The 26,531-nt window shown below is 29.6% G+C and carries 15 protein-coding genes and 1 rRNA gene; 6 read left to right on the forward strand and 10 right to left on the reverse strand.

Translation table 11 applies throughout. The features are described from left to right. Positions 1 to 147 precede the first annotated feature (147 nt). On the reverse strand, positions 148 to 2,940 hold the full coding sequence (gene polA / locus FD728_RS04375; protein WP_159935213.1) for a DNA polymerase I: 2,793 nt from the start codon (positions 2,938 to 2,940) through the stop codon (positions 148 to 150). 266 nt (positions 2,941 to 3,206) lie between these two features. Beyond that, complete coding sequence (dsbA, locus tag FD728_RS04380) at positions 3,207 to 3,836, reverse strand: thiol:disulfide interchange protein DsbA (protein ID WP_159935215.1); 630 nt, start codon at positions 3,834 to 3,836, stop codon at positions 3,207 to 3,209. Positions 3,837 to 4,148: 312 nt separating this feature from the next. Here dsbA and mobA point away from each other — a divergent pair, with 312 nt between their 5' ends. After that, on the forward strand, positions 4,149 to 4,748 hold the full coding sequence (gene mobA / locus FD728_RS04385; protein ID WP_370516252.1) for a molybdenum cofactor guanylyltransferase MobA: 600 nt from the start codon (positions 4,149 to 4,151) through the stop codon (positions 4,746 to 4,748). Positions 4,749 to 4,941: 193 nt separating this feature from the next. Here mobA and FD728_RS04390 read toward each other — a convergent pair. Beyond that, positions 4,942 to 5,969 (reverse strand): 16S ribosomal RNA (locus FD728_RS04390). Between the two features lie 272 nt (positions 5,970 to 6,241). Continuing rightward, the gene (gene hemG / locus FD728_RS04395; RefSeq protein WP_159935217.1) at positions 6,242 to 6,781 is read right to left on the reverse strand and encodes a menaquinone-dependent protoporphyrinogen IX dehydrogenase; all 540 of its coding nucleotides are present in this window, start codon (positions 6,779 to 6,781) and stop codon (positions 6,242 to 6,244) included. A gap of 391 nt (positions 6,782 to 7,172) precedes the next feature. Between hemG and purH the strand changes: the two genes are divergently transcribed. Further along, positions 7,173 to 8,768 (forward strand): bifunctional phosphoribosylaminoimidazolecarboxamide formyltransferase/IMP cyclohydrolase, encoded by a 1,596-nt coding sequence (purH, locus tag FD728_RS04400; protein ID WP_159935219.1) that lies wholly within the window; start codon positions 7,173 to 7,175, stop codon positions 8,766 to 8,768. Between the two features lie 21 nt (positions 8,769 to 8,789). Next, the gene (gene purD, locus FD728_RS04405; protein WP_159935221.1) at positions 8,790 to 10,073 is read left to right on the forward strand and encodes a phosphoribosylamine--glycine ligase; all 1,284 of its coding nucleotides are present in this window, start codon (positions 8,790 to 8,792) and stop codon (positions 10,071 to 10,073) included. 402 nt (positions 10,074 to 10,475) lie between these two features. On the opposite strand, the gene hupA is transcribed toward purD, so the two are convergent. Both hupA and hemE read right to left on the reverse strand, forming a co-directional pair. Then, complete coding sequence (gene hupA / locus FD728_RS04410; RefSeq protein WP_159935223.1) at positions 10,476 to 10,748, reverse strand: nucleoid-associated protein HU-alpha; 273 nt, start codon at positions 10,746 to 10,748, stop codon at positions 10,476 to 10,478. A 986-nt stretch (positions 10,749 to 11,734) separates the two neighbouring features. After that, positions 11,735 to 12,802 (reverse strand): uroporphyrinogen decarboxylase, encoded by a 1,068-nt coding sequence (gene hemE / locus FD728_RS04415; protein WP_159935225.1) that lies wholly within the window; start codon positions 12,800 to 12,802, stop codon positions 11,735 to 11,737. A 307-nt stretch (positions 12,803 to 13,109) separates the two neighbouring features. Between hemE and FD728_RS04420 the strand changes: the two genes are divergently transcribed. From FD728_RS04420 to thiE, 3 genes are all read left to right on the forward strand, one after another. Then, complete coding sequence (locus tag FD728_RS04420; protein ID WP_159935227.1) at positions 13,110 to 13,622, forward strand: Rsd/AlgQ family anti-sigma factor; 513 nt, start codon at positions 13,110 to 13,112, stop codon at positions 13,620 to 13,622. A 183-nt stretch (positions 13,623 to 13,805) separates the two neighbouring features. Continuing rightward, positions 13,806 to 15,668: a phosphomethylpyrimidine synthase ThiC gene (gene thiC, locus FD728_RS04425; RefSeq protein ID WP_159935229.1), complete on the forward strand. Its 1,863-nt coding sequence runs from the start codon at positions 13,806 to 13,808 to the stop codon at positions 15,666 to 15,668. A 98-nt stretch (positions 15,669 to 15,766) separates the two neighbouring features. After that, on the forward strand, positions 15,767 to 16,405 hold the full coding sequence (thiE, locus tag FD728_RS04430; RefSeq protein WP_159935231.1) for a thiamine phosphate synthase: 639 nt from the start codon (positions 15,767 to 15,769) through the stop codon (positions 16,403 to 16,405). 322 nt (positions 16,406 to 16,727) lie between these two features. Here the strand turns inward: thiE and rpoC are convergent, their stop codons facing one another. The 4 genes from rpoC to rplJ form a co-directional block, all read right to left on the reverse strand. Beyond that, positions 16,728 to 20,969 (reverse strand): DNA-directed RNA polymerase subunit beta', encoded by a 4,242-nt coding sequence (gene rpoC / locus FD728_RS04435; RefSeq protein WP_159935233.1) that lies wholly within the window; start codon positions 20,967 to 20,969, stop codon positions 16,728 to 16,730. 79 nt (positions 20,970 to 21,048) lie between these two features. Next, positions 21,049 to 25,080 carry a DNA-directed RNA polymerase subunit beta gene (gene rpoB, locus FD728_RS04440; protein WP_159935235.1) on the reverse strand — a complete coding sequence of 1,344 codons (4,032 nt, stop codon included), beginning with the start codon at positions 25,078 to 25,080 and terminating at the stop codon, positions 21,049 to 21,051. Between the two features lie 335 nt (positions 25,081 to 25,415). Continuing rightward, positions 25,416 to 25,781, reverse strand: a complete 366-nt coding sequence (rplL, locus tag FD728_RS04445; RefSeq protein ID WP_159935237.1) for a 50S ribosomal protein L7/L12 — start codon at positions 25,779 to 25,781, stop codon at positions 25,416 to 25,418. Between the two features lie 88 nt (positions 25,782 to 25,869). Further along, on the reverse strand, positions 25,870 to 26,364 hold the full coding sequence (gene rplJ / locus FD728_RS04450) for a 50S ribosomal protein L10 (protein ID WP_159935239.1): 495 nt from the start codon (positions 26,362 to 26,364) through the stop codon (positions 25,870 to 25,872). Positions 26,365 to 26,531 lie beyond the last annotated feature (167 nt).

A 26,531-nucleotide genomic window follows, 5' to 3' on the forward strand; every position in this document is an offset into this window, starting at 1 on the left:
TAACAGTAAATACATTTACTTCTTATAAAGACTTTTATATATATGTAAGAATATATTAAATAATATTTAATATATAAAAAAGATAATACTTAATTATTTACTAATTATCAAAATTATCAAAACTAAATATTTATTAATATAAAATTATTATATTTTAGAATATGCTTGCTCCCAGTTTTTACCATTACCAATTGTCACTAATAATGGTACATCAAGCTGCATAATATTTTCCATTAAATTACATATTTTTTTAATAGAAAATTCAACGATATTTTCACTAATTTCAAATACTAATTCATCATGAACTTGCATAATCATTTTTATATCATCTATGCATTGTTGTTGTAACCATTCATCAATAGCAATCATGGCTTTTTTAATTATATCTGCCGCAGTACCTTGTAATGGAGCATTAATTGCTGCTCGTTCTGATGCTTTACGTTGCGTAGCATTATGTGATTTTATATTAGGTAGCCAAAGACGACGACCTTCTAATGTTTCAACATAACCTTTTTTTTTTGCTTTTTCTCGAGTTTCTTGCATGTAACGTAAAACTCCAGGATAGCGCATAAAGTAGACATCTATATATTTTTTTGCTTCACTAGTACTAATATTAAGTTCTCTTGCTAGCCCAAATGGACTCATACCATAAATTAAACCAAAATTTATTGCTTTTGCACTACGTCTTTGATGACTAGAAACTTTTGCTAAAGATATTCCAAAAATTTCTGATGCAGTAATACTATGTATATCATTTCCACAGGCAAAAGCATATAGTAATTGTTTATCTTGAGAAATATGTGCCATAATACGCAATTCAATCTGTGAATAATCCGCTGTAATAATACGTTTATATGATCCAGCAATAAATGCTTGACGAATACTCCGTCCTTCATTGTTCCTTATTGGAATATTTTGTAAGTTAGGTGTAGTAGATGAAAGCCTTCCAGTTGCTGTAACTGTTTGATTATAAGATGTATGTATACGACCTGTAATTGGATGAAGCATAAGTAGTAGTTTATCAATATAAGTAGATTTTAATTTTAATAAGCTACGATGCTTTAGTATAATTTTAGGCAATGGATAATGTAATGCTAGTTTTTCTAATACTGCTTCACTAGTTGATGTAGCGCCACTTGGAGTTTTTCTAGTTAGGTGAGTATTTTTATTATTAAATAAAATAACTTGAAGTTGTTTAGTTGAAGAAAGATTAAATGATTTACCTGTTAATTCATATGCTTCTTGCTTTAATTGTGCTAATCTTATACTAATTTCTTGAGAATATTGTTCAAGTAATAGTCGATCAATTAAAACTCCATTACGTTCAATACGTGAAATAACCTTTAATAAAGGTATTTCAATTTCTTCAAAAATCTTTTTTGGACCTTCTTGGATTTTTAATTTTGGCCATATTTGTAAGTGTATCTGTAAATTAATATCAGCATCTTCAGAAGTAGAAATAGCTACTTTTTCAAAATCTATCTTTTCAAGATAAATTTTATTTTTCTTTTTATCAATTATTTCTTTTATAGTTATAATTTTACGACTTAGCCAATATTCAGCTAAGTTAACTATGTCATGCTTACCTTTAGTACTATTTAAGCAATAAGATTCTAACATTGTATCAAATTTAATACCATTTAATTCTATACCATAATTATTTAAAACACCTCTATAGTATTTTAAGTTTTTACCTATTTTAAATATTCTATTATCTTCTAATAACGGTTTAAGTTGTTTAAGTATTTTTACGCAATGTAATTTATTTATTTTTTTAGAAAAATCATGGTAAATTGGCAAATAAGTAGATTCTCCCGATTTTATAGAAAAAGCAATACCTATAATATTAGCGATTAATGTATCAACTGAATCAGTTTCTAATGATAAAGAAAAAACATTAGCATTTTTTAATTTTTCTATTAAATCATTAAGCATTGTTTGATTTGAAATCAGATTATAATTACGATATGATGTCGAAATAGTAGTTTTTATTATTTTTCCTTTATTAGGTGATAAGTTTTTTTGTTCTTGAGTATCCTTGTTTTTTTTAATCCATTTTCCTTTTTGTATATCTTTTAGCCAAATATTAAATTCATAATAATAAAATAAATCTTTTAGAGTATCAAAATCAGGTTCTTTTAATATTAATTGATTACTTGATATTTTTAATTCAACATCGGTTTTAATTTTTGCTAATTTATAAGACATGAATGCTATATCGCGATTAGCTTTTAATTTAGTCGCTACGGTTTTAGCACCTCGAAATGAAAGTTTATTTATTTTATCTAAGTTATTATAAATAGAATACATATTCCCAAAACTTTGTAGCATAGTTTTTGCTGTTTTTTGACCAATTCCTGGGATACCTGGAATACTATCAGAACTATCTCCCATCATAGCAATAAAATCAATAATTAATGAAGGAGGTACTCCATATTTCTGTTCTACTTCTTTTGGACCAAGAATAGTATGAGTTATACTATTTATTAGCTTAATACGTGAAGAAACTAACTGTGCCATATCTTTATCATTGCTACTAATCAGTACTTCTTGTCCTTTTTTTTCTGCCTCAAGAGCTAATGTTCCAATAACATCATCTGCTTCTACACCGTGAATTTGTAATATTGGTAAACCCATAGCTTTTAGCATTGCATGTATAGGTTGAAGCTGTATAATCAATGAATTTGGCATAGGAGGACGATGCGCTTTATATTGTTTAAATAAATCATTACGAAAAGTTTTACCTTGAGAATCAAAAACCACAACAACATGACTTGTATTATATTGCATTAAAAGACTTTTAATCATGCTTAGTATGCCATACATAGCTCCTGTTGGTTTACCTAAACTATTCATTAAAGATGGAAAAGCATAATATGCACGGTAAAGATAAGAAGAACCATCAATTAAAATTAGAGGATTTGTTATAATTTGAGCCATATATTTATAATGTGTTTATAATACAATACTTAAAATAAAAATTAGATTGATAATAATACCATAACTCAATAAAGTTAAAAAATATCATAAAAATATAATTCTTATTATAAAAGAGTTTAAATGTACCTTTATAATAAAGCTATTGATAATTTTATGTGTAAAAAAACAAATCATAAAATTCAGAATAATATCATTATGAAGAAATTAATTTCCAAAAAATATTAAATTAAAATAATAAGATTTAAATCTTTGCAGAAAAATTCTTTTTAATTCTTTTTTATTAAGAAGTTTATTATGTTAACGTAATCATTGATAAAATTATGCATAGTGCTAGTATCTAATCTACTATTATTAATCATATATTTACCATTAATAAAAAAAGCCGGTACCCCATGTAAATCAAACTGCAATGCAGCTTTTTGTTGCTGTAAGATCAATGATCTAACTACAAAGCTATTCCATGCTAAATCATAATATTTAGAAGAAATACCAGTAGCTTTAATAAAGATATTTTTTAAGCTTATTGAGTCAAAGATATTCTTATCTTTTTGGATTCCATCAAAAATAGGTGCAATTACTTTATCTTCTACTCCCAAAGCTATAGCTACTGCCCATGCATGTGTAAGGGTATGCCCTAAATCACTTCCAAGAAAATCAACGTGATATTTTATTAACTTAATGCCAATCGGTAAATTATTTTGTATAGTATCATTAATATGATAAATACGTTCAAAATCATAGCAATGTGAACAAAAGAAAGAAAAAAATTCTAAAACTTGCGGTTCAATAGTTGTTCTCTTTGATAAAGTGATATATTGATTACCTTCATCAAACTGCTCTGCTGAGATATTAAATATGAATATTAAATTTAATAAAAGAAACCAAATTTTTTTCATTTTAAAAATCATTTTAAAAATAAGATATTACCAAATAGAAAATAATTAAATTATACTCATTTATAATAAATATCATATATAAATGATTATTTACTTCCAGATTAAAAATCTTAAAGAATTAATTAATTTTAAATGTTCATATTTTACATGAAATTTTATTAATATAATTTTAAATATAATTTAAATATTAATCATTAAATATTAATCATATACAATTATTATATTTTCCCATTATAAATAGTTCTATCTCATATTAATATATAAAATATAAATATTTTTATTTTTCAAAATAAATAGAAGATAAAAAAATCAATGAAAAAAATAAAACATTTTACTGGAGTACTCCTTGCAGGCGGACTTGGTAATCGTATGCAAGGAAGTGATAAAGGTCTAATACTTTTGCATGGTAAACCTCTCTATTTACATGTTTTGCATAGGTTTGCACCACAAGTAAACCAAATTTTAATAAGTGTTAACCGTAACATTAAAGAGTATCAAAAAAGTGGATATCAAGTCATTACTGATTCTATAATTAATTATCTTGGTCCACTTGCTGGAATCCTTAGTGGATTACAATATAGTAAAACGGAATGGATCGCTTGTTGTACTTGCGATACTCCTAGAATTCCATTTAATTATGTTGAAAATTTGTGGCTTCATCGTTTACATAATGCTCCAGCTGTTTGGGTAAAATCATTTAAAAAGGATCATCCTACACTTGCTCTAGTAAATCGTAAATTAATAGATCCTATTGAAAATTGGTTAATTAATAATAAAAAAAGATGTCTAATACAATTTTTTTCTGAAAATGGTGGTCATGCAGTTAAATTTAATGAATCAGAATCATTTTTTCAAAATATTAATACATTAAAAGATTTAAAAAATGAAGAAATGCAAATAAATATATATTAATTTTTTAAAATTTAGACTTGGAAAGTCTATATAGTACAAAATATTTAATATCTAACAGATATCATATTTATTAAATCATATAAATAATTAACTAACTAAGCTATAAATCTTTATAAATAACTGTTCTATGTTTTTAGATATATTTATTATATTAAATATTAATACTTTTCTTTATAGAAAAATATCCTTAGATTAAAAAGGTATCTCAATCGCATATTTCCCTACAGTTATCTTGTTACTACTTTACTCCAGTCATAAATCATAAAGTAATAAACTACCTTTATAAAAGGATAAAATTACCTACTTCTTTTGCAATCTACTCTCATGAGGTGACGGACAGTGAATACAAGGTTTAGGAACTTATTCACTATAGTATGGCTAATCTACAATTATTAGCAATTCCGACTTAATAGAGAGTCGAGTTGCAGACTCCAATATAGACGTAGCACGTGTGTAGCCCTAATCATAAGGATCATGATAACCTGACATCATCCCTACCTTTCTCCAGTTTATCACCGGCAGTCTCCTTTGAATTTTTTAGGAGAACTAATAACAACAAAAGATAAGGGTTGTTGCTCGTTTGCAGGATTTAATCCAATATTTTATAATACGAGCTGATAACAGCCAGCTGATAACAGCCATATAGAACTTCTTAAGCTATCCTAAAGATACCGATTTATATCCGAAAATTTTTCTGTATGTTAAAGTTAAGTAAAGTTCTTCACGTTGCATTGAATTAAACCAATCGATAAAATTATTAGTTTTATCGCCTTCTTCCCCACTGAAAGTACTTTACAACCCGAAGGCCTTCTTCATACACGCGGCATAGCTGCATCAGGCTTTTGCCCATTGTGCAATATTCCCCACTGCTGCCTCTCGTAGGAGTCTGGACCGTCTCAGTTCCAGTGTTGCTGGTTATCCTCTCAGACCAGCTAGAGATCTGCCTAAGTGAGCTATTATCCCATCTACTAGCTAATCCCATCTGGGTACATCCGATGGTGTAAAGCCCTAAGATCCTCCACTTTGGTCTTACGACATTATGCGATATTAGCTATCGTTTCCAATAGTTGACCCCCTTCATCTGGTAGTTTCCCAGACATTACTCACCCGTCAGTTACTCGCGCCAACCAAAGAGCAAGCTCTTTTGTACTGCCGTTCGAATTGCATGTATTAGGCTTACTGCCAGCGTTCAATCTAAATCATGTTCAAACTCTTCAAGTTTAAAGTTTATTTATTGTTCTGTGAATTAAAATTAGCAATGAAATTACGTATTTATGCATTAAATATTTGATATTTAATATCTAAAGATACTGATCTTATACCTATAAGTATCCACATCGATTATCTAATAAATTAGACAACATACTTTATCCTATAAAGATAATCCATTTTTAATTATTTATATAATCAGTTAAATGGTTATTTTTTCAAATTAATTTGGGCACAATCCAATATATCGATATTAAATATTTTAAATATAAAGCTTAAGTAAATTAGGCAATCTTTGATAATTGTAAAAAATAGTTAGAAAAGATAACTACTTGATTCCAATTTGTATATTCAACTTCTTTAGAAGTATCTGTTTCTCGTCCTGTTATACGCATAATACATTGAATCATTATACGTTCAAACCAACAATAATTAGGATAACATAAAGCACCAGCAAACATAGCGCAACAATCAGGTCGCCATGGTGATTTTTTAAGAAATTTATAAATATAAGAATTATTTGTTGGTATATAATTGTTAGTTTTACGTGCTACTAGACTTACACTAAACAATCCGTTGATACGTTCATTTAACTGATTTTGATATTGGGTAATAAATTTCATTAAAATCGGATTAAAATGACCATAATAAATAGAAACTCCAATTAATATACGATCATACTGAGTCCAATCAATGTTAATATTATTAACTTTTAAAAGGTCTATTACATTACAAGATTGTTGTACTTCCAATATACTAGCAATGAAATTGGCAATTTTACGAGTTTGTCCGTTGCGACTGCAATAAATAATTAATGTTTTCATTATTTATGTTTTCTTGATACAAGAAAATATCTCTTTTATTTTTATTTAATTATTAAAAGTAAAAATAAATTTTAATAGTTAATTGATTATAATTTATTTATAATTAAATTTAAAATATAATTTATGGTATTAATTTAAAAAACACTAAGATTATATAATCAATATTGTCTATTTTATTTCAATTAATAAGTGAGTTATTTTATTATTTATAATTTTAACTTTGTATATATTAATTATTATTTACACTAAGATATATATATCATTCAAAATATTATACATATATACATAAATACCATATATCTATTATAACCATAAAAGTAATATCATTTATTTATATAATTAAAACCCTACAATTTAAAGTTAATAAAGCAATGATATGGATAAAATAAGCATGCAACAATCTCATCATATAAAACGTGCTTTGCTCAGTGTTTCAAATAAAACTAATATTATTGAATTTGCTCAAGAACTTTATCAGCGTGGAATAGAAATCATTTCTACGAGTGGAACTGCAAGATTGCTCAAAAATAGTGGAATACCAGTAATAGAAATTTCTGATTACACAGGCTTTCCAGAAATAATGCAAGGAAGAGTCAAAACTCTACATCCAAAAATACATGGTGCCATTCTTGGTCGCCGTGGTCATGATGATGACATAATGATCGCTCATAATATTAAACCAATTGACATGGTTGTCGTTAATCTTTATCCTTTTTTTGAAACTATTCAAAAATATAATTGTACATTAGAAGATGCAGTGGACAATATTGATATTGGAGGAACAACGATGATACGTTCCGCTGTAAAAAATTATAAAGATGTCACAATTATAGTTAGTCCAAGTGACTATAAAACTATTGTAAACGAACTAGATAACTATAAGAATTCTGTTCAACTTGATACTAATTTTAAATTAGCTATTAAGGCCTTAGAGCATACTGTTGCCTGTGATAAAATTATAGTTAACTATTTTAAAAAAACTTTATTACCAGATTACAATAACAATAATAAATTAATTAGTCATAATCCATTTCCAGATATATTAAATCTTAACTTTATTAAGAAACAAGACATGCGTTATGGAGAAAATAAACATCAAAATGCTGCTTTTTATATTGAAAAAAATATAACTAATATTTCTATTGCTACGGCACAACAGCTGCAAGGAAAAAAGTTATCTTATAATAATATTGTTGATGCAGATACTGCGTTAGAGTGTGTAAAAGAATTCCTTGAACCAGCATGTGTTATTGTTAAGCATGCTAATCCATGTGGAGTAGCAATTGGATGTTCAATTCTTGATGCTTATAATCGAGCATACAAGACAGATCCAAATTCTGCCTTCGGTGGAATAATAGCATTTAACCGAGAGTTAGATAAACATACTGCACAAGCTATTATTAACCGTCAGTTTGTTGAAGTTATTATAGCTCCTTTTGCTAGTCAAGAATCATTAAAAATAATCTCTACTAAACAAGATATACGTGTTTTGATCTGCGGACGATGGAAAAAAACTAATCCTAGTTTAGATATTAAGAGCGTAACTAGTGGTTTGTTAGTACAAGATAGAGACCTTTATATGGTCAATATGGATCAACTAGAAGTAGTTACACAACGCCATCCTAATGCTAAAGAGTTACGTGACGCTATATTCGGTTGGAAAGTGGCAAAATTTGTAAAATCTAATGCTATTGTATATGTAAATAATAATATGACTATTGGCATCGGTGCTGGTCAGATGAATCGAGTATATTCTGCTAAAATAGCTAGTATTAAAGCTAGTGAAGAAGGTTTAGAAATAAAAGGAGCCTCTATGGCTTCAGATGCTTTTCTTCCTTTTCCTGATAGTATTGAAGAAGCAGTAATAGTTGGAATTACTTGTGTTATCCAACCAGGTGGTTCAATTAGAGATAATAAAGTAATTAATGCTGCTAATAAGCATAATCTTGCTATGTTATTTACTAACACGCGTCATTTTCGTCATTAATTTTTAGGATAATTGTAAAAAATGAAAATTTTAGTAATTGGTAATGGCGCCCGTGAACACGCATTAGCATGGAAAGCTGCTCAATCAGCATTAGTGGATATTGTGTTTGTTGCACCTGGAAATGCTGGTACAGCTTTAGAGTTATCAATAAAAAATGTTAATATTCAATCCAATGATATATTGTCTTTATTAAAATTTGCAAAGCAAGAAAAAATAGATTTAACAATTGTAGGGCCTGAAGTTCCACTAGTAATGGGTATAGTAGATGTTTTTGAAAATGCAGATTTAAAAATTTTTGGTCCAACAAAATCTGCTGCTCAACTAGAAGGTTCTAAAATTTTTGCTAAAGATTTTCTTGTACGTTATAACATTCCTACTGCTGAATATAAATATTTTACTACATTAGAACCAGCTTTAATTTATATACGTAAAAAAGAATTACCTATAGTTATTAAAGCTGATGGATTAACAGCAGGTAAAGGTGTATTTATAGCAATGACACATCAGGAAGCAGAAAATATAGTAAAAAATATGATATCTGATAATTATTTTGGAGATTCTGGACATCGTATTATCATTGAAGATTTTCTGGATGGTGAAGAAGTTAGCTTTACCGTAATGGTTGATGGTAATCATATTTTACCTATAGCTACTAGTCAAGATCATAAAAGGGTCGGTAATAACGATACTGGTGTAAATACTGGAGGAATGGGAGCTTATTCTCCAGCTCCAGTAGTAACTGATAATATTCATCATAATATTATCAATAATATTATTTGGCCAACTATAAACGGAATGAAAAATGAAGGGAATATTTATACTGGTTTTTTATATGTAGGTCTAATGATTGATAAATTAGGTAATCCTAAAGTAATTGAATTTAATTGTCGGTTAGGAGATCCAGAAACTCAACCTATTATGTTAAGGTTACAATCTGATTTAGTAAAATTATGTTTAGCTGCTATTGATGGTCAATTAGATAGTGAAAAAATACAATGGAATCCGTATTATGCACTTGGTGTTGTCATGGCCTCAAATGGTTATCCAAATCAATATAATATTGGTTCCCGTATTTATGGGTTACCTCTAACTACCATACCAAATGGAAAGATATTTCATGCAGGTACTATCTTAAAAAATAATGTAATATTGACTAATGGTGGACGTGTGTTATGTATTACTGCAATGGGTAAAGATATCCTTGCAGCAAAGAAAAATACTTATGCAATAGTAAAAAAGATTTTTTGGGATGGCAGTTTTTATAGACAAGATATCGGATATCGTGCTATAAATCGTAAATATTAAATTAATTCTATTTTTTATTATTTGTTTAATTTAAAGAATCATACTTTTAATTACCTTATTTTATGCGACAAATTACTTAATTCAAAGAAATAAAATTTTATTTTTATCAGAATTTATATTTTTTTTGTTGAAAGATATATTTGTTGCATAGTTAAATTTTACATATTTATATTTATTAATTCTCTGATTATATTAATTAATCTAAAGAAAGATTAACTAAATTTAATTTTTATAGGATTTCATTAAAATAAATTTTAATTAATAAAATAATATTTATTATTTTATTAATTTATATACTAATTATATAGTTAACCTATTTTAAAAGAACAAACATTATATCTTTTTATTCTATTGATATGAATTATTATAGATAATAATGTATTTAAACATTAATTTAAATATCTATTTAACAGCGTCCTTTAATATTTTACCTGATACAAATGTTGGGACGTTTGTTGCAGCTATTTTAATTTCTTCTCCAGTTTGTGGATTACGACCAGCTCTTGCAGCGCGATAATTTACTTTGAAAGTACCAAAACCAACAAGTTGTACTTTTTCGCCATTTTTTAGAGATTCAGTAATAGCAGCAAGAGTAGATTCTAATGCTGCTTTAGCTTGAATTTTAGGTAAATTAGCTTTTTCTGCTATTACATTAATTAATTGATTTTTATTCATAAGTTATCCTTAAATGTATTAAACTAAAAACAAATGTTAGATTGAAAATCTTTATATATTTTAAACTTAAATACACATATTCATAATAAATTAAAGGTTTAAATATTTTCAATTTAGATTACTTTGTAATAATTAATTTGAGCTAAAAATTATTTTTATACTTAATGTTAAATATTTTTTATATTTACATATTTTAGAATGAGTATAGATTTCAATATTCATTTTATCAGAAACTATAATATTTTATTTAAGATGTAATAATTACTCTTTGTATAATATAGAATATTATAAAATTTTATATTAATTAATACATATTTACTTATTATTGATTATTCATTTTATAAAAAAAAATTTTAACAACAAATCGATGGTTACTCTTGATATTAAAGTAGATAAATATTAGTAACAATCATAATTTACATTTAATATCTGACTAATAATAACTATATCTATAATTTAAAATCAAATAAATACGATATCTATACATTAATATATTTTAACATTGTTTTTATATGATAAATCATAATATTTCAATAATTTAATTTAATTTAATTAATGGATACTATTTTGATATATTTTATTAGTGTGTTATTACTCAATAATATCTTTAAAAAAAAATTATTAAATACTATATATACCAAATATTTTTTATGTTGTATGCTGTATGCTGTATGCTGTATAATGATTTAATATTTTATAATTACTAACTCATAAAATAAAATTTATATAAGTTATTAAACGAAATTAATAAATTTTTATTTATCTATACTTATAATAAATAACTATAATAATTTTATACAAAATCTTTAAGTTAATTAACTACTATATTCAAGCATAGCTTATTTATAGAATAATAATATGAGGAAAAATAAATTAAAAATACATATAAATGTGATAATTAATATAGTATTATTTATAATTTGATATTAAAATAATATATATAACTCTTATTGAAAAATAAGTAATATATATATATTGTTTCTTATTTATTTTAAATGATAAACTCGTGAAAGACGATGTACAGCTTCAATAAAATCATTAATATTTTCAGGTGAAATATCATTATGAATACCATGGCCAAGATTAAATATATGGCCATTATTTGATCCAAATTTTTTTAAAATATTAGCAACTTCTTGTTCAATACGATCTGAATTTGCGTATAACATAGAGGGATCCATATTACCTTGTAAAGCTACTTTATTTCCAACCCGCAATCGTGCATCTTTAATATCTATAGTCCAATCTAAGCTAAGTGCATCACAGCCAGTATTTGCCATTTTTTCTAGCCACTGACTACCTCCTTTAGTAAATAGTGTAACTGGTACGCGAATTCCTTCATTCTCATATAAAAGATTATCAACGATTTTATGCATATAATATAGTGAAAATTCAAGATAATCATCTGAAGTTAATATACCACCCCAAGTATCAAATATCATAATTGATTGAGCACCAGCTTTTATTTGAGCATTTAAATATAAAATCACACTTTCGGCTAACTTATCTAATAATAAATGTAGAATCTGTGGTTCATTGTACATCATTTTTTTGATTTTTTTAAATGATTTACTACTACCGCCTTCCACCATATAAGTTGCTAATGTCCATGGGCTACCAGAAAATCCAATTAAAGGTACTTTTCCTTTAAGATTATAACGTACAGTACGAACTACATTCATTACATAATTAAGTTCATGTTCAGGATCTGGTATGAATAACTTTTTTACATCAGCACGACAGTTAATAGGATTGGAAAATTTTGGTCCTTCATCAGTCGTAAAGTATAATCCTAAGCCCATAGCATCTGGAATAGTTAATATATCACTAAAAATAATAGCTGCATCTAATTCATAACGACGTAGGGGTTGTAATGTCACTTCACAGGCTAACTCAGCATTTTTACATAACGACATAAATCCACCTGCTGCATTACGAATGGCTTTATACTCTGGTAAATAACGACCAGCCTGACGCATCATCCATACTGGGGTAATATCTACTGGTTTTTTTAATAAAGCACGTAAATAACGATCATTTTTCAATTGAATCATATAAGGCTATCTCAATTAATTTCAATAAAGATAAATACTTATTTTTTCCTAACAATTAAACTATACTATTAAATATATAAGTTTTAACTTAAACTTTAAGTATAGAAAATTTTTATATAAAGTATCTAGCAGTAAATTAAATTTGCTTTTTATTTTATCTTCCTATGAATTAATGATGTAGTTATTTTTTTAATTACGGCTGATATTATATTAATTAGTAACTATACTTAAATGTAATATTACTTATTATTATTTTAAGTATTTAATTACTCTGTAAAACTCTAGTGGTTTACATCTGGAGCCTCATATGCTTAAGCTGTTAAGCAACTTACTAAATCGTGTATGTGGCGTTAATAAAAAAGTAGTGAGTATATTATTACTTACTCGTCGACAACTACTTGTAAAGTATTATAGATTAATAGGTATAAAACCTAATAAAAACCTTCTTACAATATTAGATGAAACAGCATTAGATATTTTTTGTTATAGTTTAATCGATTATCTTTTTATTAGTCATTTTTGTGTTTATGAAAAAATATTTAGTGAAATGCAGAATTATGTACCACGAATTACTTCTATTAATAATATTTATTGTTTAATAGAAAATAATACTAAAGATTTAATGCAATTATACGATAATTATTTACAGAAACCAATTAATGAAAATAATTATACATCATTTCAGAGATCATTATCTAAAACTGGAGAATTATTAGAATCGCGATTTACTTTAGAAGATCAGTTAATTAAACTTGTTCTAAATAAATATTTTTCTTGTCATCATAAAGTGAATTATAAAAGTAAAACTATTTCTCCATAATAAATAAGATTATAATAATTTATTTATAACGTAATTTTTTATATATTTAATAGACTTTTTTTATATTATTAAACTTTTAATTTAATGTTCAAAGCAAATATTAGAAAGATTCATCTTTTTAAAGATGAATCTTTCTAATATTTGCTTCTAGATAATTATTTTTTAATACTTAGGAAATTTTCTATGTTTACTGAAAAAGTTTCTCCACGCGAAAAATATTTTAGAGCCAAAGAATTTATTGATTCATTGCACGGATCTTATTATCCTAATTCAAAACGTATATGGATCATTGGTAGTCGTGCTGATATTCGTGTTCCTATGCGTGAAATTCAGCTCAACCCTACTTGTATAAGAGATACAAAAAAAAAACAACAATATGAAAAAAATGAATCGATAATAGTATACGACACTGCAGGAGCATATGGAGATCAAGAAGCAATAATTAATATACGTCATGGTTTAATGAAACTACGAACTGACTGGATTATTGAGCGCTGCGACAGTGAAATTGTTCATGCTTTTAATTTTAATAATAATCAAAAGAAAACATTAGATAACAATATAGAACACTTACTATTTGAAAATATTCCACAAATACGATGTGCTAAAACAGGACATCGCGTCACTCAACTTCATTATGCACGTAAAGGTATTATTACACCAGAAATGGAATTTGTTGCTCTCCGTGAAAATATGGGACGAGAACGGATCCATAGTGAGGTATTGCTACAACAACACTCTGGTTATAATTTCGGTAAACAAGAGTTACCAAAAAATATTACAGCAGAATTTGTACGTCAAGAAATAGCAAACGGACGAGCTATTATTCCATCTAATATCAATCATCCTGAATCAGAACCTATGATTATAGGACGTAATTTTTTAATAAAAATAAATGCCAACATTGGCAATTCAGCTATTAGTTCTTCTATTGAAGAGGAAGTCGAAAAACTTATATGGTCAACACGTTGGGGTGCTGACACTGTTATGGATCTTTCTACTGGTCGTTATATTCATGAAACTCGTGAATGGATTTTACGTAATAGTCCTGTTCCTATCGGTACAGTACCAATCTATCAAGCACTAGAAAAGGTAAATGGTGTTATAAAAAATCTTAACTGGGATATTTTTCGCGATACATTATTAGAACAAGCAGAGCAAGGAGTAGATTACTTTACTATTCATGCAGGAATATTATTAGATTATATCCCAATGACTACTAAACGACTCACAGGGATTGTATCACGTGGTGGTTCTATTATGGCTCAATGGTGTATGTACCATCGTAAAGAAAATTTTATATATAAAAATTTTCTTGAAATCTGTAAGATTTGTAGCTCTTATGATGTATCGTTATCTCTCGGTGATGGTTTACGTCCTGGTTCAATTCAAGATGCTAATGATACAGCTCAGTTTGCTGAACTTCATACGCTGGGTAAATTAACAAAAATAGCTTGGAAATATGATGTACAAGTAATGATTGAAGGACCAGGACATGTACCAATGCATATGATTCATCGTAACATGATTGAACAAATAAAATATTGTCATGAAGCACCATTTTATACTCTTGGCCCTTTAACTACTGATATTGCTCCTGGTTATGATCATTTTACTTCTGGTATTGGTGCAGCAATGATTGGATGGTTTGGATGTGCTATGTTATGCTACGTTACTCCTAAAGAACATCTTGGCTTACCAAATAAAGAAGATGTTAAACAAGGACTTATAACGTATAAAATTGCTGCTCATGCAGCTGATTTAGCTAAAGGTCATCCAGGTGCACAAATTAGAGATAACGCAATATCAAAAGCACGATTTGAGTTCCGTTGGGAAGATCAATTTAACTTAGCACTTGATCCAAATACTGCACGTACTTATCATGATGAAACATTACCACAAAAATCAAATAAAGTAGCTACATTTTGTTCAATGTGTGGTCCTAAGTTTTGCTCGATGAAAATTACACGGGAAGTACGTAAATTTTTTTATCGTCAAGAAAAGAAAACTAAGACTATTAAAAAAATAGATAAATCAGATAAATAGTAAACATTAAAAATATTATTTAAATACAATAATAGTAATTTGTATACTAACAATATTTATAATCGGATTGAAGAACAAATTAAATTTAAGGAGTAAATATGATGGATGATTTTCCAAGGACAATAGATAAATTAGGCTTATATCCAATTGTCGATAGTTTAGAATGGATGATACGTTTACTTGATCTAGGAGTATGCACTATACAATTACGTATCAAAAATCGTCAAGATAATGAAATTGAAAATATAGTGCACGATGCTATCGTTTTAGGTAAACAATATTGTGCTCGTTTGTTCATTAATGATTATTGGCATTTAGCCATACAATATAATGCTTATGGTATACATCTTGGACAACAAGATTTAGATCTTGCTAATCTAATTGAAATTCAACAAGCAGGCTTACGTTTAGGTATATCAACACATAATAAAATTGAATTAAATCGTGCAATAGCACTAAGACCTTCCTATATTTCAATAGGGCATATTTTTCCTACAATAACTAAAAATATGCCCTTAAAACCACAAGGTATAATTGGATTAAAACATCATTTGGTACTTTTAAAAAATTATAATATACCGACTGTTGCTATTGGCGGTATTTCATTATCTTGCGTGCCAGAAATATTAGCAACTGGAGTAGGTGGTATTGCTTTAGTAAGTGCTATTATCCAATCAACAGATTGGCGTAATACAACACTTACGTTATTAAAAATGATAGAAAAAAAAGATTATTAATATAAGTTTAATAATAAATAGATTTAAAACTTGAATATGATTCAATCAAGTATGATTCAATCAAGTAAGAATTAAATAAACTTCTACTAAATTTTTAAAATATGCTTGATATATTACGTATTTGAACTATTAATTATTAACATCAATTATTTATCATTAACCATTTTTTATCTTATTTATCATTATCTACCAAGCATGTAATTATATTAAATAAAAAAATTTAAAATAAAATTTATTATTTTTTTATCAAAAAATTTTATAGGAAATATTTTACTAATTCTCATTTGTATATTATATACAATATATTTTGCTTTAGTTTACACTACTCGTCATAATTACTACGTTTTAAACTAGAGTTTAACAACTCAGCTAAGTTTGCAGAGGCTTCATCTGCAGTGAGATGTGAATAGGCATAAGTATTTGTTTCATTTAAATGACGACGGTGCATACGATCTTGATGATAAGCATAACCAGTACCAGACGGAATCAAACGACCTACAATTACGTTTTCTTTAAGTCCGCGAAGTTCATCTCGTTTGCCTGCTACTGCAGCCTCAGTTAATACACGTGTAGTCTCTTGAAATGATGCTGCGGAAATAAATGATTCAGTTGCTAAAGAAGCTTTTGTAATACCCAATAGCTCACGTATATAAGTTGCCTCTACTTTACCATTAGCTTTTAAATCACGATTAGATATATTTATTCGAGAAATTTCTACTTGTTCTCCTTCTAAAAAAAGAGAATTACCTGATTTTACTATAGTTACTTTACGTAACATCTGGCGAACTATTACTTCGATATGCTTATCATTGATTTTAACTCCTTGTAAGCGATATACTTCTTGTACTTCATTAGTAATATATCGAGTTACTGCATGAATACCACGTAAACGGAGAATATCATGTGGAGACTCAGGACCATCAGAAATAACATCACCACGTTCTACACGTTCTCCTTCAAATACGTTTAATTGACGCCATTTAGGAATCATTTCTTCATATACTTCATTACCATCAACTGGAGTAATTATCAAACGACGCTTACCTTTCGTTTCTTTTCCAAAAGATATAATTCCACTAATTTCGGCTAAAATAGCTGGTTCTTTTGGACGTCTTGCTTCGAATAAATCAGCGACTCTTGGTAAACCACCTGTAATATCTTTGGTACCACCAGATTCTTGTGGTACACGTGCTAAAGTATCTCCAGAGCTAATTTTTACTCCATCTTCTAACTGTACAATTGCTTTTCCTGGTAAAAAGTATTGGGCAGGCATATCAGTTCCTGGAATCAGAACATCATTATAGTGAGCATCTACAATTTTCAATGCAGGTCTTAAATCTTTACCACCAGAAGTACGTTCTGAGGAATCTAAAATAACTAGAGATGATAATCCAGTTAAATCATCAGTTTGACGAATAATAGTTTGACCATCTATAATATCAACGAAACGAATAAAACCACTAACTTCAGTAATTACTGGCATAGTATGAGGATCCCAGTTTGCTACGGTTTCACCAGCTAAAACTTTCTCACCATCATTTTTAGCCATAACGGTACCATAAGGAACTTTATAGCTTTCTTTAGTTCGACCGAATTCGTCTATCATTTTTAGTTCTACATTACGTGAAATAATAATTAATTTACCTGAAGAATTTGTGACTGATTTTGCATTAGTAAGCTTGATAATTCCTCTGTTTTTTACCTGAATACTAGATTCAGTAGCAGCACGTGATGCAGCTCCACCAATATGGAATGTCCTCATTGTCAGTTGTGTACCAGGTTCACCAATAGATTGTGCTGCTATAACACCTATAGCCTCTCCTTTATTAATCAGATGTCCACGAGCTAAATCACGACCATAGCAGTGAGCACAAACTCCAAAATCAGTTTCACAATTAACTACCGAGCGTACTTTAATATTATCAACAGAATATGATTCAATTACGTCACACCAATGTTCATCAATTAAGATATTTCTCGGTATTAAAATTTCTAGTGTACCTGGTTTAAATATATTCTCTGCTGTTACACGACCTAAAACACGTTCACGTAAAGGTTCTTTAACATCACCTCCTTCAATAACTGGAGTCATTATGATACCTTCAAAAGTACCACAATCATCTTCAGTAACAACTAAGTCCTGTGCTACATCAACTAAACGACGTGTCAGATATCCTGAATTTGCTGTCTTAAGAGCAGTATCTGCTAAACCTTTACGTGCCCCATGGGTTGAAATGAAATATTGAAGGACATTTAGACCTTCACGAAAATTAGCTGTAATAGGAGTTTCAATAATTGATCCATCTGGCTTGGCCATTAAGCCACGCATACCAGCTAACTGACGAATCTGAGCCGCAGAACCACGTGCACCAGAATCAGCCATCATATGAATACTATTGAATGATACTTGCTGTACTTCTTGACCATGACGATTAACTACAGATTCAGTTTGTAAATTATCCATCATTGCTTTAGAAACACGTTCATTTGCTGCAGCCCATATATCAATAACTTTATTATAACGTTCACCTGCAGTTACTAAACCAGATTGAAATTGTTCTTGAATTTCAGCAACTTCTATTTCAGCTTCTGCAATAATCTCAGCTTTTTTTTCTGGAATAACCATATCGTCTATTCCTACAGAAGCACCGGAACGAGCTGCATAAGCAAAACCTGTATACATAGTTTGATCAGCAAAAATAACAGTAGGCTTTAATCCTAATATACGATAACAAGTATTTAGCATTTTAGAAATAGTTTTCTTACCTAATGATTGATTAATAATAGAATATGGTAAACCTTTAGGTACAATCATCCATAAAATTGCACGACCGATAGTAGTATCTATTAGGCTAGTTTTTTTAATAAATTCTTCTTTATTATTTTTTTCATTTTTAGTATATTCAGTAATACGTACTTTAACACGAGCATGTAATTCTGCATGACCACTACGGTATACACGTTCAGCTTCTTTTGAGCCAGTTAATACCATACCTTCTCCTTGAGCATTTACTTTGTCACGCGTCATATAGTATAGACCTAAAACAACATCTTGAGAAGGTACTATAATTGGCTCACCATTAGCTGGAGATAAGATATTATTAGTAGACATCATAAGTGCACGTGCTTCAAGCTGTGCTTCAAGAGTTAGTGGCACATGAACAGCCATTTGATCACCATCAAAATCCGCATTATAGGCTGCACAAACCAACGGATGTAATTGAATTGCTTTACCTTCAATCAGAACTGGTTCAAACGCTTGAATTCCTAACCTATGCAAAGTTGGTGCTCTATTCAATAAAACGGGATGTTCTCTTATAACTTCATCTAAAACATCCCATACTACTGATTCTTCCCGTTCAACCATTTTTTTTGCAGCTTTGATAGTAGTAGCTAAACCGCGAAGCTCTAATTTACCGTAGATAAATGGTTTAAATAGTTCTAATGCCATTTTTTTTGGCAAACCACACTGATGTAACCGTAGATATGGACCAACAGTAATAACAGAACGACCAGAATAATCTACACGTTTACCTAATAAATTCTGTCTAAAACGACCTTGTTTACCTTTAATCATATCTGCTAGTGATTTAAGCGGACGTTTATTAGATCCAGTAATAGCACGACCACGACGACCATTATCTAAAAGTGCATCTACTGCTTCTTGTAACATACGTTTTTCATTACGAACGATAATATCAGGAGCAGCTAAATCTAATAAACGTTTTAACCGATTATTACGATTAATAACACGACGATATAAATCATTTAAATCTGACGTAGCGAAACGACCACCATCTAATGGAACTAAAGGACGTAAGTCAGGTGGTAATACTGGTAGAACATTTAATATCATCCACTCTGGCTTATTATGAGATTGAACAAATGATTCTAATAGTTTTATACGTTTAGTTAATTTTTTTCGTTTAGTTTCAGAATTTGTTTCGTTAAGTTCTTCACGTAAATATTCACACTCTTGTTGTATATCCATATTTCTTAGTAATGATTGAATAGCTTCAGCACCCATTTTTGCATCAAATTCATCACCAAATTCTTCTAGTGCATCAAGATACTGCTCTTCTGTAAGAATTTGACGTTTTTCCAAATTAGTCATGCCACATTCAATAACTACATAAGATTCAAAATATAAAACACGTTCAATATCACGTAAAGTCATATCTAATAATAAACCAATACGAGATGGTAATGATTTAAGAAACCAAATATGTGCAGTTGGTGAAGCTAATTCAATATGACCCATACGCTCACGACGTACTTTAGTTTGAGTAACTTCAACACCACATTTTTCACAAATTACGCCACGGTGTTTAAGACGTTTATACTTACCACATAAACATTCATAATCTTTTACAGGTCCAAAAATACGTGCACAGAAAAGACCGTCACGTTCAGGTTTAAAAGTACGATAATTAATAGTTTCAGGTTTTTTAACTTCACCGAAAGACCATGAACGAATCATATCTGGTGAAGCTAAAGCAATTTTTATTAAATTAAATTCTTCAATTTTATTTTGTGATTTTAAAAAATTAAGTAAATCTTTCACGAATTAGCTCCCGTCGGAATAAAACCTTCCAGGAACGCACATCCTAAGGATAGTGTCCCTCATAACCAGTTACAAGTGCTTACTCGTCTTCCAGTTCAATATTAACACCTAGAGAGCGAATCTCTTTTAATAAAACGTTAAATGATTCTGGCATGCCTGGTTCCATTTGATGATTACCGTCAACAATATTTTTGTACATCTTCGTACGACCATTTACATCATCAGACTTAACAGTAAGCATTTCTTGAAGAGTATATGCGGCACCATATGCTTCTAATGCCCATACCTCCATTTCACCGAAACGTTGACCACCGAATTGTGCTTTACCACCTAGTGGTTGTTGAGTAACTAAACTATAAGAACCAGTGGAACGTGCATGCATTTTATCATCAACTAAGTGATTAAGTTTTAACATATACATATATCCAACCGTCACTTGACGCTCAAACTTTTCGCCAGTACGACCGTCAAATAAAGTAATTTGTCCAGATGTAGGTAATTCACCAAGCTGTAACAACTCTTTAATTTCACTTTCTTTTGCTCCATCAAATACAGGAGTAGCAATTGGCATACCTTGTTTTAGATTTTCTGCCAAACGTAATATTTCACTATCAGAAAAACCGCTAAGATCTACTTTTTGACGTATATCAGTACCCAAATCATAAGCGCGTTGCATAAAGTCGCGTAGATGGCTAATCTTTTCATGTTTTTTTAGCATTTCATTAATTTTATTACCAATACCTTTAGCAGCCATACCTAAATGAGTCTCTAAAATTTGACCTATATTCATACGTGATGGTACACCTAATGGATTAAGTACGATGTCAACCGACATACCATTTTCATCATAAGGCATGTCTTCTATTGGATTAATTTTGGAAATAACACCTTTATTACCATGACGTCCTGCCATTTTGTCACCAGGTTGAATTTGCCGCTTAACAGCTAAATAAACTTTAACAATTTTTAAAATACCAGGAGCTAAATCATCACCTTGAGTTATTTTTATACGCTTAGCTTCAATTTTTTTTTCAAATTCGATTTTTAATTCATTATACTGTTTAGATAATTGTTTTAACTCATTATATTTTTTTTCATCAGATAGATGTATTTCTAACCATTGTTCACGTGGTTTATTTTTAAAATCTTTAATATTAATTTCACTAGCAATCAATACTGTATAGACACGACTAAATAATCCTGATTCAAGGATTTGCAATTCTTCCGATAAATCTTTCTTTGCTTTTTTTAATTGTAATTCTTCAATTTCTAATGCTCTCTTATCTTTTTCTACACCATCGCGCGTAAAAACCTGTACATCAATCACTGTACCAGATACACCATTAGGTACACGCAATGATGAATCTTTTACATCAGATGCTTTTTCACCAAAAATTGCACGTAAAAGTTTTTCTTCTGGAGTGAGTTGAGTTTCTCCTTTTGGTGTTACTTTACCGACTAAAATATCTCCACCAGTTACTTCTGCACCAATATAAACAATACCAGATTCATCTAGCTTAGAAAGAGCAGCTTCACCTACATTAGGAATATCAGCAGTAATTTCTTCAGATCCAAGTTTAGTATCACGTGATATACAAGATAACTCTTGGATATGAATTGTGGTAAAACGATCTTCTTGTACCACACGTTCAGAAATCAGAATTGAATCTTCAAAATTATAACCATTCCATGGCATAAATGCTACACGCATATTTTGACCTAGTGCTAATTCACCAAGATCAGTAGATGGACCATCTGCTAAAACATCACCGCGCTCTACTGGTTCACCAAGGAAAACATTAGGTATTTGATTAATACAGGTATTTTGATTAGAACGGGTATATTTAGTTAGATTATAAATATCTATACCAGCCTCTCCGCCAATGCACATTTCATTTTCATTAACTTTTACCACGATACGTGAAGCATCAACATACTGAACAATACCACCCCTTTTAGCAACAGCAGTTACACCAGAATCAACTGCAACAGCGCGTTCCATACCAGTACCAACTAATGGTTTATCAGCACGTAAGGTTGGTACTGCTTGTCGTTGCATGTTTGCTCCCATTAATGCTCGATTAGCGTCGTCATGTTCTAAAAATGGAATAAGAGATGCACCAACAGAAACTATTTGTTGAGTAGAAACATCCATATAATCAATTTGATAACGACTAAATAAACTTGATTCTCCTTTGTTTCGACAAGTAATAAAGTCATCTATTAATGTTCCTTTTTCGTCTAGTTTTGCATTTGCTTGTGCAATAACATAATTGCCTTCTTCGATCGCAGATAAATAATGAATTTCATCAGAAACGATACCATTAATAACACGACGATAAGGAGTTTCTAAGAAACCGTATTCATTAGTTTGTGCATATACAGATAATGAATTAATTAGTCCTATATTAGGACCTTCTGGCGTTTCAATAGGGCATACTCGACCATAGTGTGTCGGATGTACATCTCGTACTTCAAAACCTGCTCTTTCACGTGTTAAACCACCTGGACCAAGGGCTGAAATACGACGTTTATGTGTAATCTCAGAAAGAGGATTGTTTTGATCCATAAATTGTGATAATTGACTAGAACCAAAAAATTCTTTTACTGCAGCCGAAATAGGTTTAGCATTTATGATATCTTGTGGCATGAGTGTATCAAGATCACCTAAAGAAAGACGTTCTTTTACTGCCCGTTCTACACGTACTAATCCAACACGAAACTGATTTTCCGCCATTTCTCCTACAGAACGAATACGACGATTTCCAAGATGATCAATATCGTCTATCTCTCCTTTACCGTTACGAATATCAATAAGTTTTTTCATGACATCAATAATATCCTCATTACTAAGGATACCAGAACCTTCATTTTCTTTACGTAAAAGAGAACGATTAAATTTCATTCTTCCTACTGCAGATAAATCATAACGATCTTCAGAAAAAAATAAATTATCAAATAAATTTTCTGCTGCTTCACGTGTTGGCGGCTCACCTGGACGCATCATACGATAAATTTCAACTAAAGCACTTAAACGATCATTGGTTGGATCAATACGTAAAGTTTCAGAAATATAAGGACCATGATCTAAATCGTTAGTAAAAAGAGTTTCAATCCGTCTATAACCGGATTCACTTAATTTAGCTAATATTTCTAATGAAAGTTCTGTATTTGCTGAAACAATTAGTTCACCAGTCATTTTATTAACATAATCTTTAGTAATAACTTTACCAATGATATATTCGACTGATACCTCAATTTTTTGAATATTATCTTTTTCTAGTTGACGGATATGACGAGCAGTAATACGACGACCTTTTTCAACATAAATGATACCATTAACCTCAATATTAAAACAGGCAGTTTCACCACGTAGGCGTTCAGGTATCAATTCCATCTGTAATTTATTATTATTAATTTCAAATATTACTTTTTCAAAAAATAAATCTAAAATCTGTTCAGTAGTGTAATTTAATGCACGTAATATAATACTAGCAGGTAATTTACGTCGGCGATCAATACGAACAAATAAACTATCTTTCGGATCAAACTCAAAGTCAAGCCATGAACCGCGATAAGGAATAATACAAGCATTATATAGTACTTTACCCGAAGAATGTGTTTTACCTTTATCACTGTCAAAAAATACACCAGGACTACGATGGAGCTGTGAAACAATAACACGCTCTATTCCATTTATAATAAAAGTACCATTGTCAGTCATGAGTGGAATTTCACCCATATAAACTTCTTGTTCTTTTATATCTTTTACAGTATTTTCTAATGCTTCACGTTCATAAATTACTAAACGTAATTTAACACGTAATGGCGCGGAATACGTCACTCCTCGGATCTGACATTCAGTTACATCAAAAACAGCCTCACCTAGACGATAGCTTACATACTGCAATTCAGAGTTGCCGCTGTAACTTGTTATTGGAAAGACAGAACGGAAGGCTGCTTCCAATCCATATTGAGCTTCTGGATCTTGCTCGATAAATTTCTGAAAAGAATCAAGCTGAATAGAAAGAAGGTAAGGTACATCCAGAACTTGTGGACGTTTACCAAAATCTTTGCGAATACGTTTTTTTTCGGTATAGGAGTAAACCATAGGGTTCCTCAGCTAGCTGACAAGTGGAGCCACGCTACTTATCCTAAATAAATACGGACAGTTCATGCAACAACACTACTATTCTTTATGTAATAATAAGCAGTATTTTATATTAATATATTTATATTTCACTTTTTAAAATCATAATTCTAATCGCTATGATTGAAGTTCAGAATCTTTGTAGAAAGAAAAAGTTGTATTAAAAGCTTGAGAAATAAAATAATAAATAAAAATATTAAAGATGTCTATCTTATCTTTTAGCATAAAAAGGCTGGTGACTACAAACAGCCACCAGCCTGAAATCACTTAGAATACAAAAAATATAATTCATTAAGTTATTTAACTTCAACTTCAGCACCAGCTTGTTTTAGAATAGATTCTAAAGTAGCAGCTTCTTCTTTACTAATACTTTCTTTAATAGTAACTGGAGCAGCTTCAACTAAGTCTTTTGCTTCCTTTAAACCAAGCGAAGTTGCACTACGTACAGCTTTGATAACTGCAACTTTATTTGTACCAACTACTTTTAAAATAACATCAAATTCAGTTTTTTCTTCAATCATTTCAGCTGGACTAGCAGATGTTGCTATAGCAGTTGTAGCAGAAACATTAAATTTTTTTTCCATCGCTGAAACCAGCTCAACTACTTCTATTACAGACATAGAGGCAACGGCTTCTAAAATTTGATCTTTAGTGATAGACATTGCAATTGTTCCTAACAATCAATTTAAGTAAAAGTTTATACATTAGAACAAGTACGAGTAAAAAAAACTAGCTTTTAAGATATAAAAGCTATTTCTTTTTTGTATCGCAAAAAGCCACTAGAGTACGAATCATTTTGCCTACCGTAGCTTCCTTTATTGTAAAAATTAGATTCAATACTGCTTCTTCATAAGTTGGAAGCATAGCTAAACGATCAATTTGTATAGCTGGAATTAACTTACCTTCAAAGGCTGCAGCTTTAATTTCAAAATTAGTGTTTATTTTAGCAAAATTTTTAAACAAACGAGCAGCTGCACCTGGATGTTCCATGGAATATGCGATTAAACTTGGACCAGTAAACGCATTATTTAAACATTCAAAAGGAGTACTTGTTACAATACGACATAACAAGGTATTACGAACAACTCGCATATAGATACCAGATTTACGACCTTCTTTACGTAGTTCAGTCATTTGATCAACAGTTACACCACGAAAATCTGCAATAACCGCTGAAAGAGCATTCTTAGCTATTTCGCTAACTTCTTGAATAATTGCTTGTTTATTTTTAAGATTCAATGCCATTAGCTTTGCTCCTGGATTTTACCGGGAAAAATTCCCAGGAATTATTTTATTTAATCGCCCTAAAATAATAAACTGTTACATTGTGATTAAAAATTTAATAATGTTTTTTATTACTTTTTTGCAGAATGTCTAACACAATTTAAACAGTAAAAATTTACTCCTAAAGT

It is taken from the genome of Pantoea sp. Aalb (genome assembly GCF_009829985.1).
In the GTDB taxonomy this organism is placed as follows: domain Bacteria; phylum Pseudomonadota; class Gammaproteobacteria; order Enterobacterales; family Enterobacteriaceae; genus SZZU01.

Bases quoted from the DNA above. Each gene is read 5' to 3' on its own strand.
- polA (WP_159935213.1), bottom strand. From the start codon at position 2,940: ATGGCTCAAATTATAACAAATCCTCTAATTTTAATTGATGGTTCTTCT.
- dsbA (WP_159935215.1), bottom strand. From the start codon at position 3,836: ATGAAAAAAATTTGGTTTCTTTTATTAAATTTAATATTCATATTTAAT.
- mobA (WP_370516252.1), top strand. From the start codon at position 4,149: ATGAAAAAAATAAAACATTTTACTGGAGTACTCCTTGCAGGCGGACTT.
- hemG (WP_159935217.1), bottom strand. From the start codon at position 6,781: ATGAAAACATTAATTATTTATTGCAGTCGCAACGGACAAACTCGTAAA.
- purH (WP_159935219.1), top strand. From the start codon at position 7,173: ATGCAACAATCTCATCATATAAAACGTGCTTTGCTCAGTGTTTCAAAT.
- purD (WP_159935221.1), top strand. From the start codon at position 8,790: ATGAAAATTTTAGTAATTGGTAATGGCGCCCGTGAACACGCATTAGCA.
- hupA (WP_159935223.1), bottom strand. From the start codon at position 10,748: ATGAATAAAAATCAATTAATTAATGTAATAGCAGAAAAAGCTAATTTA.
- hemE (WP_159935225.1), bottom strand. From the start codon at position 12,802: ATGATTCAATTGAAAAATGATCGTTATTTACGTGCTTTATTAAAAAAA.
- FD728_RS04420 (WP_159935227.1), top strand. From the start codon at position 13,110: ATGCTTAAGCTGTTAAGCAACTTACTAAATCGTGTATGTGGCGTTAAT.
- thiC (WP_159935229.1), top strand. From the start codon at position 13,806: ATGTTTACTGAAAAAGTTTCTCCACGCGAAAAATATTTTAGAGCCAAA.
- thiE (WP_159935231.1), top strand. From the start codon at position 15,767: ATGATGGATGATTTTCCAAGGACAATAGATAAATTAGGCTTATATCCA.
- rpoB (WP_159935235.1), bottom strand. From the start codon at position 25,080: ATGGTTTACTCCTATACCGAAAAAAAACGTATTCGCAAAGATTTTGGT.
- rplL (WP_159935237.1), bottom strand. From the start codon at position 25,781: ATGTCTATCACTAAAGATCAAATTTTAGAAGCCGTTGCCTCTATGTCT.
- rplJ (WP_159935239.1), bottom strand. From the start codon at position 26,364: ATGGCATTGAATCTTAAAAATAAACAAGCAATTATTCAAGAAGTTAGC.